The sequence below is a fragment of the Pseudoalteromonas sp. NFXS39 genome (assembly GCF_040148775.1).
Classification (GTDB): Bacteria; Pseudomonadota; Gammaproteobacteria; order Enterobacterales; family Alteromonadaceae; genus Pseudoalteromonas; species Pseudoalteromonas apostichopi.
Genome location: NZ_JAGDEC010000014.1, coordinates 32917 through 49517, shown reverse-complemented (window position 1 = coordinate 49517; position 16601 = coordinate 32917). Strand labels below are relative to the sequence as shown.

14 protein-coding genes are annotated in these 16601 nt (G+C 39.8%); 5 read left to right on the top strand and 9 right to left on the bottom strand.

The window, feature by feature from the left end; all coding sequences use genetic code 11:
- From rsmG to mnmE, 5 genes are all read right to left on the bottom strand, one after another.
- Complete coding sequence (gene rsmG / locus J3455_RS19185) at positions 1 to 621, bottom strand: 16S rRNA (guanine(527)-N(7))-methyltransferase RsmG (protein WP_054554802.1); 621 nt, start codon at positions 619 to 621, stop codon at positions 1 to 3.
- 15 nt (positions 622 to 636) lie between these two features.
- On the bottom strand, positions 637 to 2526 hold the full coding sequence (gene mnmG / locus J3455_RS19180) for a tRNA uridine-5-carboxymethylaminomethyl(34) synthesis enzyme MnmG (protein WP_349562192.1): 1890 nt from the start codon (positions 2524 to 2526) through the stop codon (positions 637 to 639).
- 428 nt (positions 2527 to 2954) lie between these two features.
- On the bottom strand, positions 2955 to 3404 hold the full coding sequence (gene mioC, locus J3455_RS19175) for an FMN-binding protein MioC (protein WP_250661487.1): 450 nt from the start codon (positions 3402 to 3404) through the stop codon (positions 2955 to 2957).
- Between the two features lie 586 nt (positions 3405 to 3990).
- Positions 3991 to 4731, bottom strand: coding sequence for an isocitrate lyase/PEP mutase family protein (locus tag J3455_RS19170; RefSeq protein ID WP_349562189.1), 741 nt, complete (start codon positions 4729 to 4731; stop codon positions 3991 to 3993).
- Positions 4732 to 4876: 145 nt separating this feature from the next.
- Positions 4877 to 6241, bottom strand: coding sequence for a tRNA uridine-5-carboxymethylaminomethyl(34) synthesis GTPase MnmE (gene mnmE, locus J3455_RS19165; protein WP_130050130.1), 1365 nt, complete (start codon positions 6239 to 6241; stop codon positions 4877 to 4879).
- A 207-nt stretch (positions 6242 to 6448) separates the two neighbouring features.
- Between mnmE and J3455_RS19160 the strand changes: the two genes are divergently transcribed.
- Entirely contained in the window at positions 6449 to 8596 is a 2148-nt protein-coding gene (locus tag J3455_RS19160) for a TonB-dependent siderophore receptor (RefSeq protein ID WP_349562187.1), read from the top strand.
- Positions 8597 to 8605: 9 nt separating this feature from the next.
- Positions 8606 to 9811, top strand: a complete 1206-nt coding sequence (locus J3455_RS19155) for a PepSY-associated TM helix domain-containing protein (protein ID WP_256855207.1) — start codon at positions 8606 to 8608, stop codon at positions 9809 to 9811.
- A gap of 55 nt (positions 9812 to 9866) precedes the next feature.
- Here J3455_RS19155 and yidC read toward each other — a convergent pair whose 3' ends face one another.
- From yidC to rpmH, 4 genes are all read right to left on the bottom strand, one after another.
- On the bottom strand, positions 9867 to 11498 hold the full coding sequence (gene yidC / locus J3455_RS19150; protein WP_178926439.1) for a membrane protein insertase YidC: 1632 nt from the start codon (positions 11496 to 11498) through the stop codon (positions 9867 to 9869).
- Positions 11499 to 11506: 8 nt separating this feature from the next.
- Complete coding sequence (yidD, locus tag J3455_RS19145; RefSeq protein ID WP_054563758.1) at positions 11507 to 11779, bottom strand: membrane protein insertion efficiency factor YidD; 273 nt, start codon at positions 11777 to 11779, stop codon at positions 11507 to 11509.
- Between the two features lie 128 nt (positions 11780 to 11907).
- On the bottom strand, positions 11908 to 12330 hold the full coding sequence (gene rnpA / locus J3455_RS19140) for a ribonuclease P protein component (RefSeq protein WP_349562184.1): 423 nt from the start codon (positions 12328 to 12330) through the stop codon (positions 11908 to 11910).
- A 5-nt stretch (positions 12331 to 12335) separates the two neighbouring features.
- Entirely contained in the window at positions 12336 to 12470 is a 135-nt protein-coding gene (gene rpmH / locus J3455_RS19135; protein ID WP_045980711.1) for a 50S ribosomal protein L34, read from the bottom strand.
- 506 nt (positions 12471 to 12976) lie between these two features.
- On the opposite strand from rpmH, the gene dnaA reads away from it, so the two are divergent.
- From dnaA to recF, 3 genes are read left to right on the top strand one after another with little or no spacing between them, the layout of a single operon-like run.
- Positions 12977 to 14374: a chromosomal replication initiator protein DnaA gene (gene dnaA, locus J3455_RS19130; protein WP_130050125.1), complete on the top strand. Its 1398-nt coding sequence runs from the start codon at positions 12977 to 12979 to the stop codon at positions 14372 to 14374.
- Between the two features lie 13 nt (positions 14375 to 14387).
- Positions 14388 to 15491, top strand: a complete 1104-nt coding sequence (dnaN, locus tag J3455_RS19125) for a DNA polymerase III subunit beta (protein WP_054563760.1) — start codon at positions 14388 to 14390, stop codon at positions 15489 to 15491.
- Positions 15492 to 15497: 6 nt separating this feature from the next.
- On the top strand, positions 15498 to 16592 hold the full coding sequence (recF, locus tag J3455_RS19120) for a DNA replication/repair protein RecF (RefSeq protein WP_054563761.1): 1095 nt from the start codon (positions 15498 to 15500) through the stop codon (positions 16590 to 16592).
- Positions 16593 to 16601 lie beyond the last annotated feature (9 nt).

Below are 16601 nucleotides of genomic sequence, written 5' to 3'. Positions count from 1 at the left end.
CTAGTCTTTAGAAAGAATGATTAGATGTCTTTGCGCATCTAACTCAGGTACTTCCAAGCTGATTTTTTCATCAAACTTAATACCTTTAGGTAATGAGTCTAGTTCTTCGCTCGGAAATACGCCTTTTAAGGCGATAAATTTACCTGAATGATCAATCAAGTGCGCACACCAGTCAACCATATCTTGTAAAGAGGCAAATGCACGACTTAATACACCATCTAATTTAACACTTGGTTGATATTCTTCAACTCTAGACTGCACTGGGGTTACATTTTCAAGGCCAAGTGCATGTTTTACCTGCATCAAAAAGCGCACGCGTTTACCTAAACTATCTAACAATACAAATTGTGTATCAGGTAAAGCGATGGCTAATACGATACCCGGTAAACCAGGACCCGTACCAACATCAATGTAATGTTTGCCTTTAAGGTGTGGCGCAACAACTAAGCTATCCATGATATGTTTAACCATCATTTCTTCAGGTAAACGAACAGAGGTTAAGTTATATGCTTTGTTCCACTTGTCTAATAATTCAACATATTGTACAAGTTGTTGTTGCTGCTTTTCTGTTAGCGCAATATCAGTTTGCGCTAACAGTGAAGTTAATTGTTGTTGTAACACTGTATTCCTCACCAACTACGCAGTCTTGCGCAGTAAGCCTTGCTTTTTCAGATAGACTAATAATAGCGAAATAGCTGCAGGGGTGATACCTGAAATACGTGATGCTTGGCCAATTGTATCTGGACGACTATCAGTAAGTTTCGCGATAACCTCATTTGATAAACCAGAAACAGTTGAATAATCAAAGTCTTTTGGTAATACAGTTTGTTCATGACGTAGCTGCTTATTGATCTCATCTTGTTGACGAGCAATATAGCCTGCGTACTTAGTATGGATCTCAACTTGCTCAAGTGCAGCTTGGTTATCGAACTCAGAGCCTAAACCATCGATCGCCATTAGGTCGTTATAACGAACTTCAGGACGACGGATCAGATCTTCAAGGCTCGCTTCACGAGTCAGTGGTGTTTTTAATAACGCATTTACTTGATCAACAGCCACGTGATCTTTATGGATCCAGGTTTCTTTTAAGCGTTGTGTTTCTTTTTCAATGATTTCCATTTTTTCGTTGAAGGCAGCCCAACGAGCATCGTCAACTAAGCCAAGTTCACGGCCTTTAGCAGTTAAACGAATGTCGGCATTATCTTCACGAAGTAATAAACGGTATTCAGCACGGCTGGTAAACATACGGTACGGTTCTTTAGTACCTAATGTTGCTAAGTCATCAATCAGTACACCTGTATATGCTTCATCACGACGAGGTGTCCAAGGTTCTTTACCTTGTACTTGTAATGCTGCGTTCATACCAGCAATTAAACCTTGCGCACCAGCTTCTTCGTAGCCTGTTGTGCCATTGATCTGGCCTGCGAAGAATAAACCATTAATAAACTTAGTTTCTAATGATTGTTTTAAGTCTCGTGGATCAAAGAAATCATACTCAATGGCATAACCAGGACGACAGATATGTGCATTTTCAAAGCCAGTAATTGATTGCACAATTTCAAGTTGCACATCAAATGGTAAACTCGTCGAGATACCATTTGGATATAATTCGTATGATGTTAAGCCTTCTGGCTCAACAAAGATTTGATGTTTATCTTTATCAGCAAAACGTACGATCTTATCTTCAATTGATGGGCAGTAACGTGGACCAATACCTTCAATAACACCAGAGTACATAGGTGAACGATGTAGGTTATTACGGATCACATCATGTGTTTTTTCATTTGTATAAGTGATGTAACACGGGATCTGCTGTGGGTGATCCGATTGTTTACCCATAAATGAGAATACTGGAGTAGGAGTATCACCAGGCTGTTCTTGCATCTTGCTAAAATCAACAGTACGCGCATCAATACGAGGAGGCGTGCCTGTTTTTAAACGATCAACACGGAACGGTAATTCACGTAAACGCTCTGCAAGTGCAATTGAAGGTGGATCACCAGCACGACCCCCTTTGAAGTTCTCTAAACCAATATGGATCTGACCACCTAAGAAAGTACCCACAGTAAGAACCACTGAAGGCGCACTAAAACGAAGACCCATTTGAGTTACAACACCGATTACTCGATCGCCTTCAACGATTAGATCGTCACATGACTGCTGGAAGATCTTTAAATTTTCTTGATGTTGTAAAGTGTGTTGAATAGCGGCTTTATACAAAGCACGGTCAGCTTGCGCACGTGTAGCACGTACTGCAGGGCCTTTAGATGAGTTTAAAGTACGAAATTGAATACCACCTTTATCGATAGCCTGAGCCATTGCACCACCAAGTGCATCGATCTCTTTAAGTAAATGGCCTTTACCAATACCGCCAATTGCCGGATTACAAGACATTTGACCAAGAGTATCCATATTATGAGTTAGCAATAGGGTATTCATGCCCATGCGAGCAGATGCTAATGCAGCCTCAGTACCTGCATGCCCACCACCTACAACAATAACATCAAAACGTTCGTGAAAAATCATTTATGGGATCCTACTAATCAACCAGCAAAACTTTGTAAAGGGAGCGTATTCTACCTAGAAATTTAGAGAAGATAAATGATTAAACAGTGCTCAAGATCTAAGTGGGTGATCTCTAATAATATAAAGGATCTTTTAAAGAGATCTTTTATTACTCTTACTACTAGTGAGGGCTAGATCTGTTGATAATGTTCAATTTGCTTTTTAAAACATTGCTTTAAGGCAGATCTAAAGGTGTTAGTATGATCGGATCTTCCGGCGTAAAAGCTTTGATCAAAAGGGCTATTTATACACAGGGCAATATCGGTTGGATCTTATCCAAGGGATAAACTAGGTTAAAATCGCAGTTAGATCAGTGTTTATCCACAATCCGATCTAAATTATCAGTAAATTGTGGGTAACTTTTATTACAATGATCAACACCGATCGGCTTAATTGAGTCCTACAGCCTCGATCCAGCTTGGTAACCAAGCTAAAGCTGTGTCTTCTGGTAACGCTTCATCAAGAATATTTAGCTCTAAGCGTTCTGCCACGCGGTTTGCACCTTTATTTGCTAATAACTCATCTAGATTACGGCCTGCATAGTTATAGGTGTCGTAGCTAGTGTCGCCTAATCCGATCACACTGTAGTTTAATCCTTTAAGATCAGCCTGTTGGTTAATAGATTCAACAAATGGCAGTAGGTTCTCTGGGTAGTCTCCCGCGCCATATGTAGAAGTACATAACAACCAAATAGTATCTTGCTGATCAATATCATCAAATACAGGCTGTTCATGAAGCTGCACTTGGATCCCTTGTTGTTCAAGGGCTTCTGTTAGTTGCTCTGCCACGTATTCAGCAGATCCCATTTGGCTGCCAACGATGATATTTACTGATTGCATGTGATTGATCATGTATAGAAATAAGTGGCCACATGATAACTAAGTTAGGGTGTGAGTAAAGCGTTGAATTACGATCTGAATAAGTTTTTCTGCCTAAAATAACGGCTTAAATTCAATGTTTTTTATAATTTACTGTTTTTAATGGTTTTTTATATTTATTCGTAAATTAAACCCTTTGATCAAGCTGTTAATAAATTTGGGGAAAGTTCTGATCAAGCTAGAATTTAGAAACTGTATAACTTTGCTAAGTTGTTGATCTTTAATTGAGTGTAAGCGCTTTAGTTTTTAGATCGGATTAAAATGGAGAGTATGATCGTTTTGTGGATAGATCGCTTGTTGATAACGATCGGTTTGTAATTTGCGATCAATAAAATAGATCGAAAAAAACTTAAATATGGGCAAATAAAGGCTGCTTTTTAGAAAATTAATTATCAAAAAGGGCTGTTGTTTGTAAATAAGTTCAAATTTCAGCGTTTTTTTATGATCAAATCAGCCTTTAGATCTAAAAAAGCCTCAAATGTGGATAACATTTTTAGCTAAATTCGATCTTAAAAGCTGTTTTGATCTGATTTTTTTGCTCGCTAAGTTAGTTTTCGATCTGAGTTAAACTGTTTTTTATCGTATTCCCGACTAGATCATAGAGCGAATTACCCAATGAAAATCGTTTTGCGCCACCAGCGAAAGCGGCTTTTGCTGAGTTAAAATTGTTCATAGCCATCACATTTAGTGGCATATCTATCGCGTTAGCTAAGCTGGTTATGTGCTCTATATTAGTTAAGCCAGGTACAAAAAGACCATCTGCACCTGCATCTTGATAAGCTTTTGCGCGCTTCAATGTGACTTTAAAAGGGCTGTCACTAACAAAGTAGGTATCGGTTCTGGCGTTAATAAATAAACTGCCGAAGCCATTTTCGTTAAGTACTTTCTTTATCTCACTAATAATAGTGCATTGCTGCTCGGTAGATCTCAGTGCATTCGTGTCTTTGTCTGAGTCTTCAATGTTGATACCTGCAACCCCCAATTTTGCTAACGCAAGAACGTTTTGGCTAATTTGCAGCGGATCGTTACTGTATCCTGATTCTATATCGACAGAGAGTGGAATATGTATGTATTTGGTCAAGCTTTTAACCAGCGCTAACTGAGTTTGAAAAGAGATGTTCTCACCATCAGCTAAACCTAAACTTTCAGCAATGCCCCAGCTGGTTGTTGCTACAGCTTTAGCTCCTGCGGCCTGAATGAATTGTGCTGAACTAAGATCCCACGCATTAGCGAGTACAAAGCCTATTTGCTGGTGGTGTAATTGATGAAAGAGTTGATATTTGTCCATGACGTCCTCCGTTTAATGACATCGCTAGACTAATTGATTTGGGTTTAATTACTGGCTGGTTTCGGCCCTGAACCGATAATTGATTACGAATTAAAAACAAAAAAGAGTCGCAAGACTCTTTTTTTATAATATTGATGACCGGAATTTATTTACCTATACAGAACGAACTAAAGATTTTTCCTAGCAAGTCATCAGAAGTAAATTCACCCGTTATCTCATTTAAGAACTGTTGTGTTAGGCGTAACTCTTCAGCCAGGATCTCACCAGCAATATGCATCTCTAATTGCTCTTTGCCTGTGTTTAAATGATAGGCTGCGTGATCAAGTGCATCTAAGTGACGACGGCGTGCCATAAATCCACCTTCAGTTGCCCCTTGGAAACCTATACATGCCTTTAAGTGAGTACGAACTAACTCTATACCTTCTGCATTTTTGGCACTTAAACGGATCACCGGATATTGTTCATGTTCATCCATTCCGACATTTTCACCTGAAATATCGGCTTTATTTCGGATCACAGTAACGCCCATACCCTCTGGTAACTTGGCCATAAATTCCGGCCAAATATCATGAGGGTCAGTGGCTGATGTGTCTGTGCCGTCTAACATAAATAGTACGCGATCGGCTTGGTTAATTTCTTCCCATGCGCGCTCTATACCAATTTGTTCTACTTTATCAGGGCTTTCGCGTAGGCCTGCGGTATCGATAATATGCAGTGGCATACCATCAATGTGGATATGTTCACGCAATACGTCACGTGTTGTACCGGCTATTTCGGTAACAATAGCTGCATCTCGGCCAGCTAATGCATTTAATAGGCTTGATTTACCAGCGTTAGGGCGACCTGCAATAACAACACGCATACCTTCACGCATGATGCTACCTTGTTTTGCTTGCTGAGTTACATTTTCTAATTGATCAATAATGGCATTGAGATCTGCTGATACTTTACCGTCTGATAGGAAATCGATTTCTTCATCTGGAAAGTCAATAGCGGCTTCAACGTACATACGTAGGTGAATGACTTTTTCCACCAGCGTTTCGATGTGCTTAGAAAATTCACCTTGCAGAGATTGGAGGGCACTTTTTGCTGCCTGTTCACTGGTTGCATTGATGAGATCGGCAATTGCCTCAGCTTGAGTTAAATCAAGCTTGTCATTCATAAATGCGCGCTCAGAGAACTCCCCCGGCTTTGCTAAACGAACACCGTCAATTTGGCTAATTTCTTTTAATAGCATATCAAGTACAACAGGACCGCCATGACCTTGCAGCTCAAGTACGTCTTCACCGGTAAATGAATTTGGTCCTTGGAAGTATATAGCAATACCTTGGTCAAGCTGCTCACCGCTCAAGCTTTTAAATGGCACATAGTCTGCGTAACGTGTTTTAGGACAACGGCCAATAATGTGCTCTGCCACTGTTTTAGCTAAGCTGCCAGAGACGCGAATAATACCAACCCCACCACGTCCTGGTGCGGTCGCTTGTGCTGCAATTGTGTCTTGATTAATCATGCGATGAAAAATGCCAATAAAAGAATGAATGCTGGCTCTATTGTAACCTATGGCTTAATTTCATGCGAATAGCTGTTTAACCAATGAAGTGTTAAAAGCGCATTGTAAGTAATACTTTATTTAGCTCCGATTAATAAAAAACGGCATTGCAAATGATAATTATATTCATTAACATGTTGCGCATTATTCATTTTGTCCCTTTTTATTATGCGTCTTTCTGTTGTTTTTATTGCACTTGCTGCTGGTTTTTCGACCATTGTCCATGCTCAAACAGAAGTTACTACTTCTGATCAAACCAATTCTAAAGAGATCGAAAAAATAGAAGTTGTTGGCCGTGCGTTTTCTTTATATCGCCCAACCGAGTCAAGCTTTGCAACTCGTACAAATACACCTTTAGAGAAAATTCCTCAGTCAATCCAAATTCTGCCGCAGGAGCTGATCAGCGATCAGGCTGCTCGTCAAATTACCGACCTTTATAGCAATATTGCTGGCGTTAATGCTTTTAGTTATTCGGGCGTGACATTCCGTGGTTTCCGCCAAGATGAGATTTTATATGATGGCGTAAAGGGCGACCCTTTCAATGGTTTTGCTGTACCGCAATTATTTAATATTGAACAAGTTGCGGTTTTAAAAGGGCCTGCTGGCGCTATATATGGTAGTGGTAATCCAGGCGGTATTATTAACTATGTAACTAAGAAGCCTAAATTCACCAGTGAACACAGTATTGAAGTTGAAGTAGGTAATGATGACTTCTTCAGTGGTGCATTAGAAAGCACTGGAACATTGAGTGAATCACTTGATAATCATGCTTACCGTGTTGGTCTTTACCGTGATACTGAAAAGCCATTCCGTGCTAACACTAGCAGCGATAATACTATTGTTGATCTTGGTTATACGTGGCTTATTAACAGTGCAACCGAATTGACCACTCAGTATACCTATATAGAGCAAGAGTTGGGTGGGGCACGTTTACGTGGAGTCCCTGCTGATGATAATGGCAATTTTTTAACTGATATTAGCTGGAATCATAACGAGGCGACAGACTTTCAAAATGTTGAAGCCCATGTCTATCAGGCTACTTTAAAACATGAGTTTAATGATATTTGGCGAACAGATGTCACAACACGCTATTTTGATAACAAAGAAGTACAAAACTACCATGAGCCAAGAGGGCTTGTAGATACTGATGACGACGGTATTGTAGATTGGAGCCATCGTGAGTTTCGTGATCAAGTACGTGAAAACGAAGGCTTTAGTTTAACTGCTAATGCGATTGCAGAATTTATAATTGCAGACATGCAACATCAAGTGCTGCTTGGTAGTGACTGGTATGAGCATGACTTTGAAAGTGCTTACCGCACAGCAAAGCAACAGAGTAAAGGAGGCCCTGTACCAGGTCTTGCTCTTAACGATCCTGAATATGGTTTAACCTCTGCTGATGATTATGATCTTGATAGTATTAAACCAAGGTTAGGTAAAACAAATAGCACTCGCTTTGGTGCGTACTTGCAAGATCAGCTTGATATAACTGCAAATTGGAGTGTTACTGCTGGCTTAAGATATGACCGTTTTGAAGATAAAGATCTGTTAAATCAAACCGAGTTTTCTGATAGCGACTTAACCTACCGTATTGGTACCAGCTATAACATTAACAATATGTTCTTTCCTTATGCGCTTCATGGTACTGGCTTTGTACCACAGGGTGCCAGTGATCAAGAAACAGCAAAAGGCGGACCATTCTCGCCAGAGACTAGCCGTATTAATGAGTTAGGTTTAAGAACCAAATTATTAGAAGACACACTTGCTGTTAATATGGCTGTGTACGATATCGTACGTAAAAACATTCTGCAGCCTAGTTTATTGGGTGATGTTGCAGGCGACGGCGTTGATGACTTAGTTGCGGTGGGTGAAGTTCAAAGTAAAGGTTTTGAACTAGAAGTGGTTGGTGATATCACTGAGCGCTGGGTGGTTACTGCAAGCTACGCCTATAATGATGCCCGTATTACTGAAGCAAATGACAGTATTCGTAACCAAATTCCTGATAGCGATAAATTTGCCAACGCACCGCAAAATACTTTAGGTATATGGACACGCTATGAGCTAGCTAGTTTATCGTCATCTATTTCTGCTGGTTTAGATTATGTTGATGAACAGCTTAGTTTAGGTGGTCAACGCGTTAAACCTTACACTATTTACAACATGGCGTGGCAAACAACCGTTGATAACTGGCAATGGCAGCTATCAGTTAAGAACTTGTTTGATAAAGAATACGCAAGCAGTGGCTTTATCGAGCGAACAGGGCACTTTCCTGGTGAACCACGCCGTGTCTATTTAAGTGCTAAATACAACTTTTAATGGTGGCGTGTGAACGCTAAAAGTTGGTTTAACTTACATTCATGGGCAGGACTCTTTGTTGGAGTCCTGCTTTTTGTTACCTGCGTATCGGGCACACTCGCTACGTTAAGTCATGAACTCGAATACTTAACAGACGCTAAGTACCGTGCTTTAACTTCTTCTGCCTCTACTAACTACCAAGCTCTCGAAAACACCCTTAATAAGCATTATCCGCAAGCTCAGTTACTCTATATACAACGTCATAAGCAAGATTACCTAGCCACTGAAGCGGCCCTTAAAGTCGGTGATTCATTTCGTTTTGTGTATTTAGATGCAGCAACGGGTCGCTTACTCGGTGAAGGAGAGTGGGCGCGGATATCGCGGTTTTTACGTAACTGGCATATGAATTTGTCGATGGGCTGGACGGGTAAATTAATCGTCACCAGTTTGAGTATTTTACTTGTTATTTTATTGGTCTCGAGTATTTATGTGTATCGGCGCTGGTGGCAAGGTTTTATAAAAAAACCTGCTGCGCTTAGCCTTGATAAGCGCAGTAGTTGGTCTGATTGGCATAAGCTGTTAGGGCTTTGGAGTTTATGGTTTATTGCTGTGATGGCCATCACAGGGGTTTGGTATCTGATAGAACATGGACTGCAAACCGCGAAGGTACCTCACTATGTATCTAGTCCACAAGCCTTGAGTGAGTTTAAAAAACAAAGTCCTCGCAAAGGTCTATCGCCAATTAGTTTAGCTGCTGCTTATGAAGCAGCTCAACAGGCATTTAGTAGCCTTGATATTCGCTATATTCGTTATCCTAATGAAGCAAATCAGCCTATTGAAGTGCGCGGTTATAACGATGATATTTTACTGCGTCTACGTGCCAACCGTGTTTATGTAAAACCAATTTCAGGTGAGGTACTTGGTATACAAAAAGGAGAAGAATTACATCTGCTACCTCGAATTAAAGACACCGCAGATCCGCTGCACTTTGGTAACTTTGCAGGAATTGGTACCAAGCTTATTTGGGCGCTATTTGGTGCATTGATGAGCTTTGTAAGCGCTGCAGGCATCTATATGAGTTGGCTTAGGGTTAAGCGTAAAACAACAGCTGGAAAGTGGCTTGGATTATCTGGGGGAATTGCAATTGGTTTGGTGGTTGCTTCGCTGCTAACTACGAGTTTGAGCTTTACTGAGCGAAGTGTGCCCAATCAGGTTTATTCACCTATTCTCGGTTAGCTATTTTCAGGCATTAAAAAAGGCGCAGTTTGCGCCTTTTTGTTGGGTAGAGAGTTTAGCCTCTTACCTTAATACCTTTTTTCTCCATACCGCGGTAGATGATTAGCATCTGTGCGATTGAGATAAGGTTCGATACTAACCAGTAAAGTACTAGGCCAGATGGGAACCATAAGAAGAAAATAGAGAATACTACTGGCATAAAGGTCATCATTTTTTGCTGCATAGGGTCAGTAACCGTCATAGGTTGCAGCTTTTGAGTGATGAACATACTTAAACCAAATAAAACAGGTAATACGTAGTATGGGTCCATTGCTGATAAGTCATTTAGCCATAAAATGAATTCAGCATGACGTAGCTCAGTTGACTCTAAGAATACGTAGAATAATGCTAAGAAGATTGGCATTTGTAGTAACAGCGGGAAACAGCCACCCATAGGGTTCACTTTTTCTTTGCGGTACATTTCCATCATAGCTTGACCGAATTTTTGACGGTCATCACCATACTTCTCTTTTAGCGCAGCCATTTTAGGCTGTAATGCACGCATCTTCGCCATTGACGTGTATTGTGCTTTTGTTAGCGGGTACATTGCTGTCTTAACGATAACAGTGATTGCAATGATAGCTAGACCCCAGTTACCTAGGATGCTGTGTAACCACTTAAGTAATACGAATAGTGGTTGTGAGATAAACCATAACCAACCGTAGTCTACGGTTAAATCTAAGTCTGGGTGAATTGCTTCTAGTACGTCAGACTCTTTCGGACCCATGTAGTAAGTTGAGCTAAGTGTTGCTTGCGTACCCGCTTGTACGTTAACTGCTTCACCTTTAGTACCAATAATTGCCGCATTACCAGATACAAGCTTAGTGTAAAGAGTGTTTTGTTGGTCTTGCTTAGGTACCCATGCACTTACAAAGTAGTGTTGAATAAATGCAATGTAGCCGCCAGATGTAGTGATATTAAGGTTCTTATCAGCCATATCTGAGAAGCTGTATTTTTCATATGGCTCTTCTTCAGTACCATATGCGCCGCCTAAGTAGTTTTGATCTACTAGACTACCTTTTTCTTGTACTGTGCGTTTTACTTGTGTGTATAACTGCACTTGAATTGGATCAGCTGTTACGTTGTTTACTGTGTACTCTAAATCTACAGCGTAGTCGCCTTTTTTGAAGATATAAGTTTTAGTAAACGTCACACCTTTACTGTCAGTAAACTCTAGTGGTACACGTAGTTCATCACCCGTTAAAGTAAATGCTTTTTGTGTGGTTTTATAAACAGGGCGGCCTTCAACAGTTGCATCTGGGCCATTTAAACCAATTAAGCCACTTTGTGAGAAGTATTGTTTACCATCAAACTCACCTAATAGCATATAAGGTGTGTTACTGCCTTTATCTTCTTCGTACTGAAGTAAGTCTGTCTCAATGATGTCACCACCACGGGTGTCAATCTTAACAGTGAATACATCAGTTGTTACATCGATAACTGAGCGCTTTGCTGTAGTAGCAGCTGGAACTTCACCGTCAGATGATGCTGGAATAAAGTCATCAGATTCCGGTGTAGTTGCGCCTAGTGTTTGTGTTGTGGCACTTGGATCAGCTTTTGGTGCGTTGTAGTCGTTATTCCATTCTTGAAATAATAAAAACGACACAAGCATCAAGCCGATTAATAAAAACGTGCGTTGCGATTCCATAACAGCTCTTATTTCTCGTGTTGGTGGTTAATATGATTTTTTGCCGGTACGGGATCATCCCCACCAGCATGTAAAGGGTGGCATTTTAATATGCGTTTAACAGCTAACCAACTGCCTTTTACACTTCCATGCAAATTAATTGCTTGAATAGCGTAACTAGAGCAGGTTGGATTAAAACGACAATGCGGGCCTAATAGTGGGCTTATCCATTTTTGATAGCCGCGTATTAGCATGACTAAACAGCGCTTTGGAATAGCAACAAGTGGTTTAAGTAACCTCATGATGTGTCTGCCCCTGCGTTAATTTAGTCAATGGATACCATGAATTTAAATTCCCATCGTAGAATTTTAAATGCATGATTAAAAGGTGAGCTAAAGATACCTTAATTAAGCCTGTAATTCTATTGCTATCAGGCTTGTTTATTAGATTTAGCTGATTTATTCGGGCGTTTTTTAAATGGTGGTGGTTTAGGTGCACCAGGCTTGCAGCGTTCGTTAATTTTTCGCCACAATTTATTTAGTTGCTTTGTTAGCTCTTCGTTGGACTGTTCATCAATACCACTTTTAACCATAAGCACAATATCAATGTTATCGATTTTATGTTGATTTAAACGGAAACTTTCGCGAGCAAGTCGTTTAATTCGATTACGTTGACAGGCTTTTTTAACGTGTTTTTTTGCGACCGTAAGACCTAATCGAGGATTAGTTTGGTCATTGCGTTTAGCTAATAGAGTAAAGAAAGGAGTCGCAGCGCGTGCTGGTTCATTAAAGATTCGAGAGTAATGCGAGGGAGTTAACAGACGTAACTCCCTGCTGAAGCTAAAGTCTTCCACTTATATTAAGCAGAAAGAACTTTACGGCCTTTAGCACGACGACGAGCTAATACTTTACGGCCATTTGCTGATGCCATACGAGCACGGAAACCGTGTGTACGTTTGCGTTTTAAAACGCTAGGTTGAAAAGTTCTTTTCATAACAATTCCATCCGATCGGTTAAGGTTAAAACATCCTATGCAGGTCGCGATCCTGGCACAGGTGCCATTGCGAGCGCGAGATATTATAGATGAAGACAATAAAAGTCAATCATTAAAACGCTGCAGAGGTAGTAATTATAAAGGATCCTTTTTCGTGATCATATAGGATCATCATAAATAAGAAGTTTTCCACAGCCTCTGTATAAAAAGTGAATAAAAGCTTGGGAAAAGCCAATTCGATCGTAGAATTTGATCGCGATCTGCCTGCAAATTTGTTATGATCACTGTTCGAGCTTAAAAAATAAATTTCTTAAAAATCAGTGTTTTATTCTTTTATGTTGCTGAGATCATATTTTTCATAAAAATCAATCTTGTACTTGTGGATAAAGTACCTTCATAATAGTCGGTCTGGGCCAAGAAAGTTGGTCAAAGATTAGCAATAAATGTTTGATTTTCCATCATTAAAGATGAACGGGAATAAAAATTAAATCTCTGGGAGTTTAACTGTGTATCTGTCGGTTTGGCAAAGTTGTTTATATGTATTGCAAGATGAATTGCCTTCACAGCAATTCAGTATGTGGGTAAGACCACTTCAAGCAGAAAGTACCGAAGATACGTTGACTATATATGCACCTAACCGTTTCGTTTTGGATTGGGTGAGAGAAAAGTATTTAAACCGTATTAATGAACTACTCGTTGAAATTTGTGGTGATGAAGCACCTGAGCTACGTTTTGATGTTGGTAGTAAACCAATTTTAAATGCCCAAGTGGCATCAGCACCGGCTGCTTCAGAAGCTAGCGCATCTGTTCCACAACAAGCTGCCGAAAAGCAACAGCCAAAGCCTGAAAAAGCAGCGGTAGAACCTGCACCAAAATCAGGTTATAAATCAAACATTAAAGAAAATTATACTTTTGATAGCTTTGTTGAAGGTAAATCAAACCAATTAGCAAAAGCTGCAGCGACTCAAGTTGCAGATAACCCAGGTTCAGCATTTAACCCTGTATTTATATATGGTGGTACGGGCTTAGGTAAAACTCACTTATTACATGCTGTTGGTAACGGTATTATGGCAAATAAGCCAGACGCTAAAATTGTCTATATGCACTCAGAGCGATTTGTGCAAGATATGGTTAAAGCGCTGCAAAATAATGCCATTGAAGAATTTAAACGTTATTACCGAAGTGTTGATGCATTGATGATCGATGATATTCAATTTTTCGCTAATAAAGAGCGCTCACAAGAAGAGTTTTTCCATACATTCAACGCTTTACTTGAAGGAAATCAACAGATTATATTAACTTCAGACCGCTATCCCAAAGAGATAGAAGGGGTTGAAGATCGCCTTAAATCACGTTTTGGTTGGGGTTTAACAATTGCTATTGAGCCGCCAGAACTTGAAACGCGCGTTGCCATTTTGATGAAAAAAGCGCAGCAAAGTAAAATTAATTTACCCCATGAAGTGGCCTTTTTTATCGCTAAAAAATTGCGTTCAAATGTGCGTGAATTAGAAGGGGCGTTAAACCGCGTTATTGCTAATGCAAACTTTACTGGTCGTCCGATTTCGATCGACTTTGTAAAAGAAGCCCTGCGAGACTTACTTGCTCTGCAAGATAAACTGGTAACGATAGATAATATCCAACGTACAGTTGCTGAGTATTACCGCATTCGTGTGTCAGACTTATTATCTAAACGTCGAAGCCGTTCAGTAGCAAGACCACGTCAAGTGGCCATGGCATTATCAAAAGAACTTACAAATCACAGTTTACCTGAGATTGGCGACGCTTTTGGTGGTCGCGATCACACAACTGTATTACACGCTTGTCGTAAAGTTAAATCACTACGTGATGAAAGCCACGAAGTGAAAGAAGATTATCAAAACTTAATAAGAACCTTGTCATCTTAAGGCCGACTTTATTATGCAAATAACAATATCAAGAGAGCAATTTTTAAAACCTTTAGTTCAAGTGTCTGGTGCGATTGAGCGTAAGCACACCTTACCTATTTTATCGAACGTACTTTTAGTTGTTGAAAACGGACAACTTTCGATGACGGGTACCGATCTTGAAATTGAGTTAGTGGCGAGTGTGTTTGTAGGTGAAGATACCACTGATACGCAACTCACTTTACCAGCTAAAAAGTTACTCGATATTTGTAAAAGTTTACCTGATGGCTCAGACCTTACGTTAAGTAGCCAAGATCATCAGTTACTACTAACCAGTGGTAAAAGCCGTTTTTCTTTAACAACGCTTGCCGCTGAAGATTTTCCGAATCTTGAGCAGTGGGATGGTGAAGTTGAATTTCAACTAACGCGTTTAGAGTTACGCAAGCTTTTAGAAAGCACGCATTTTTCTATGGCGAATCAAGACGTACGTTATTATTTAAACGGTATGTCATTTGAAGTTGATAACGCAGATATTAAAACAGTGGCTACAGATGGTCACCGTTTGGCGATTGCACAAAAGCAATTACCGCAATCATTAAATACGCAACGTCAGTTAATTATTCCACGTAAAGGTGTACAAGAAATTATGCGCCTAATGGTGGCTGATGATGAGCTAGTTACCATTCAATTCGGTGCTAATCATATTCGTATTATTGATACTGAATTTACGTTTACCAGTAAACTAGTTGATGGTCGTTTCCCTGATTATCGTCGAGTATTGCCGCGTGGTGGTGACAAGGTGATTACTGCTAACCGTGAATGGCTACGTAGTGCTTTTCAGCGAGTGTCTATTTTATCGAATGAAAAGTTCCGTGGCGTACGTTTAAACCTGTCTGAAGGTTTATTAAAAATTACAGCAAACAACCCTGAGCAAGAACAAGCTGAAGAGGTCGTTGAAGTAATGTACCAAGGTGGCGAACTTGAAATTGGCTTTAACGTTTCTTATGTCCTTGATGTACTTAATACATTAAAAACAGAAGATGTTACGTTTACGCTTGCAGATTCTAATAGCAGTGCGCTAATTGAAGGTGCGGGTGACGAAGAAGCTATGTACGTTGTTATGCCGATGCGCCTATAAGCTTATATGAGTTTAAGTCATTTAAGCCTCAATAATTTTCGGAATATTGAGGCGCTGACACTTGAGCCGGTTAATGGCATAAACATTATCTACGGCGAAAATGGCAGCGGAAAAACTAGTCTCCTTGAGGCGATTTATTTCCTTTCTCACGGTAAATCATTTCGTACCGCCAAACATAAAAATATCATTCAGCATCAACAAGACAAGTTTGTGATACATGGTCGAAAAGCACTACACGACTTGTCTATCCCAATTGGTATTAGTAAAAACCAAGCGGGTGAAACATCTTTAAAGATTCAGGGAAAAACGAGCCGAAAAATTTCTGAATTAGCGCAGCTAGTACCGGTGCAAGTTATTACACCTGAAAGCTATTCATTGTTTTTTGGTGGCCCAAAAGAGCGTAGAAAATTTCTCGATTTAGGATTGTTCCACGTGGAACATGACTTTTTTTATTTATGGCAGTCCTTTAATAAAGTACTGAAACAACGTAATGCTTTATTAAAAAGTAAACCTCGAGATTATTTCGAACAGATCAAGTTTTGGGATAAAGAATTTGTTAGACTAGCTGAACAAATAAATAATTTAAGAATCGCGTATATAAGTAGGTTTAAGCAGCAGTTTTTTGATAAAATGTGTGCAGAATTAACGCTTGTAAGCGATTTAGAAATTAACTTTCATGCGGGCTGGAAAGAGAGTGAAACGCTCTCAGAGGCGCTTGAGCAAAGCTTTGAACGTGATGCCAAACAAGGTTTCACAAGTAAGGGACCGCATAAAGCTGATTTTAGTTTTAGTGTTTCTGGCAACAGTGTAGAAAATACATTTTCTCGTGGTCAATTGAAGCTCTTGCTTTATGCGTTAAAAGTAACGCAAAATAGCTTAATTGAGTCAGAAACAGATAAGCAATCTATATTGCTAATAGATGACTTACCTTCAGAACTGGGTGAAGATACAAAAGAAAAAGTGGGTCAGCTTTTGACTCATTGCGATTCGCAACTTTTTATCTCATCAATTTTATCTGAAAGTATTTCTGCTGTGGTGGAACCCATGCAACGAGAACTAAAAATGTTCCACGTGAAACATGGCAACCTAATAACAAGATAAGTGGGATTA

Coding starts and splice junctions, on each gene's coding strand:
- mnmE (WP_130050130.1), bottom strand. CDS start 6,241: ATGATTAATCAAGACACAATTGCAGCACAAGCGACCGCACCAGGACGT.
- yidD (WP_054563758.1), bottom strand. CDS start 11,779: ATGAGGTTACTTAAACCACTTGTTGCTATTCCAAAGCGCTGTTTAGTC.
- mioC (WP_250661487.1), bottom strand. CDS start 3,404: ATGCAATCAGTAAATATCATCGTTGGCAGCCAAATGGGATCTGCTGAA.
- J3455_RS19170 (WP_349562189.1), bottom strand. CDS start 4,731: ATGGACAAATATCAACTCTTTCATCAATTACACCACCAGCAAATAGGC.
- mnmG (WP_349562192.1), bottom strand. CDS start 2,526: ATGATTTTTCACGAACGTTTTGATGTTATTGTTGTAGGTGGTGGGCAT.
- recF (WP_054563761.1), top strand. CDS start 15,498: ATGAGTTTAAGTCATTTAAGCCTCAATAATTTTCGGAATATTGAGGCG.
- J3455_RS19160 (WP_349562187.1), top strand. CDS start 6,449: ATGCGTCTTTCTGTTGTTTTTATTGCACTTGCTGCTGGTTTTTCGACC.
- dnaN (WP_054563760.1), top strand. CDS start 14,388: ATGCAAATAACAATATCAAGAGAGCAATTTTTAAAACCTTTAGTTCAA.
- rpmH (WP_045980711.1), bottom strand. CDS start 12,470: ATGAAAAGAACTTTTCAACCTAGCGTTTTAAAACGCAAACGTACACAC.
- yidC (WP_178926439.1), bottom strand. CDS start 11,498: ATGGAATCGCAACGCACGTTTTTATTAATCGGCTTGATGCTTGTGTCG.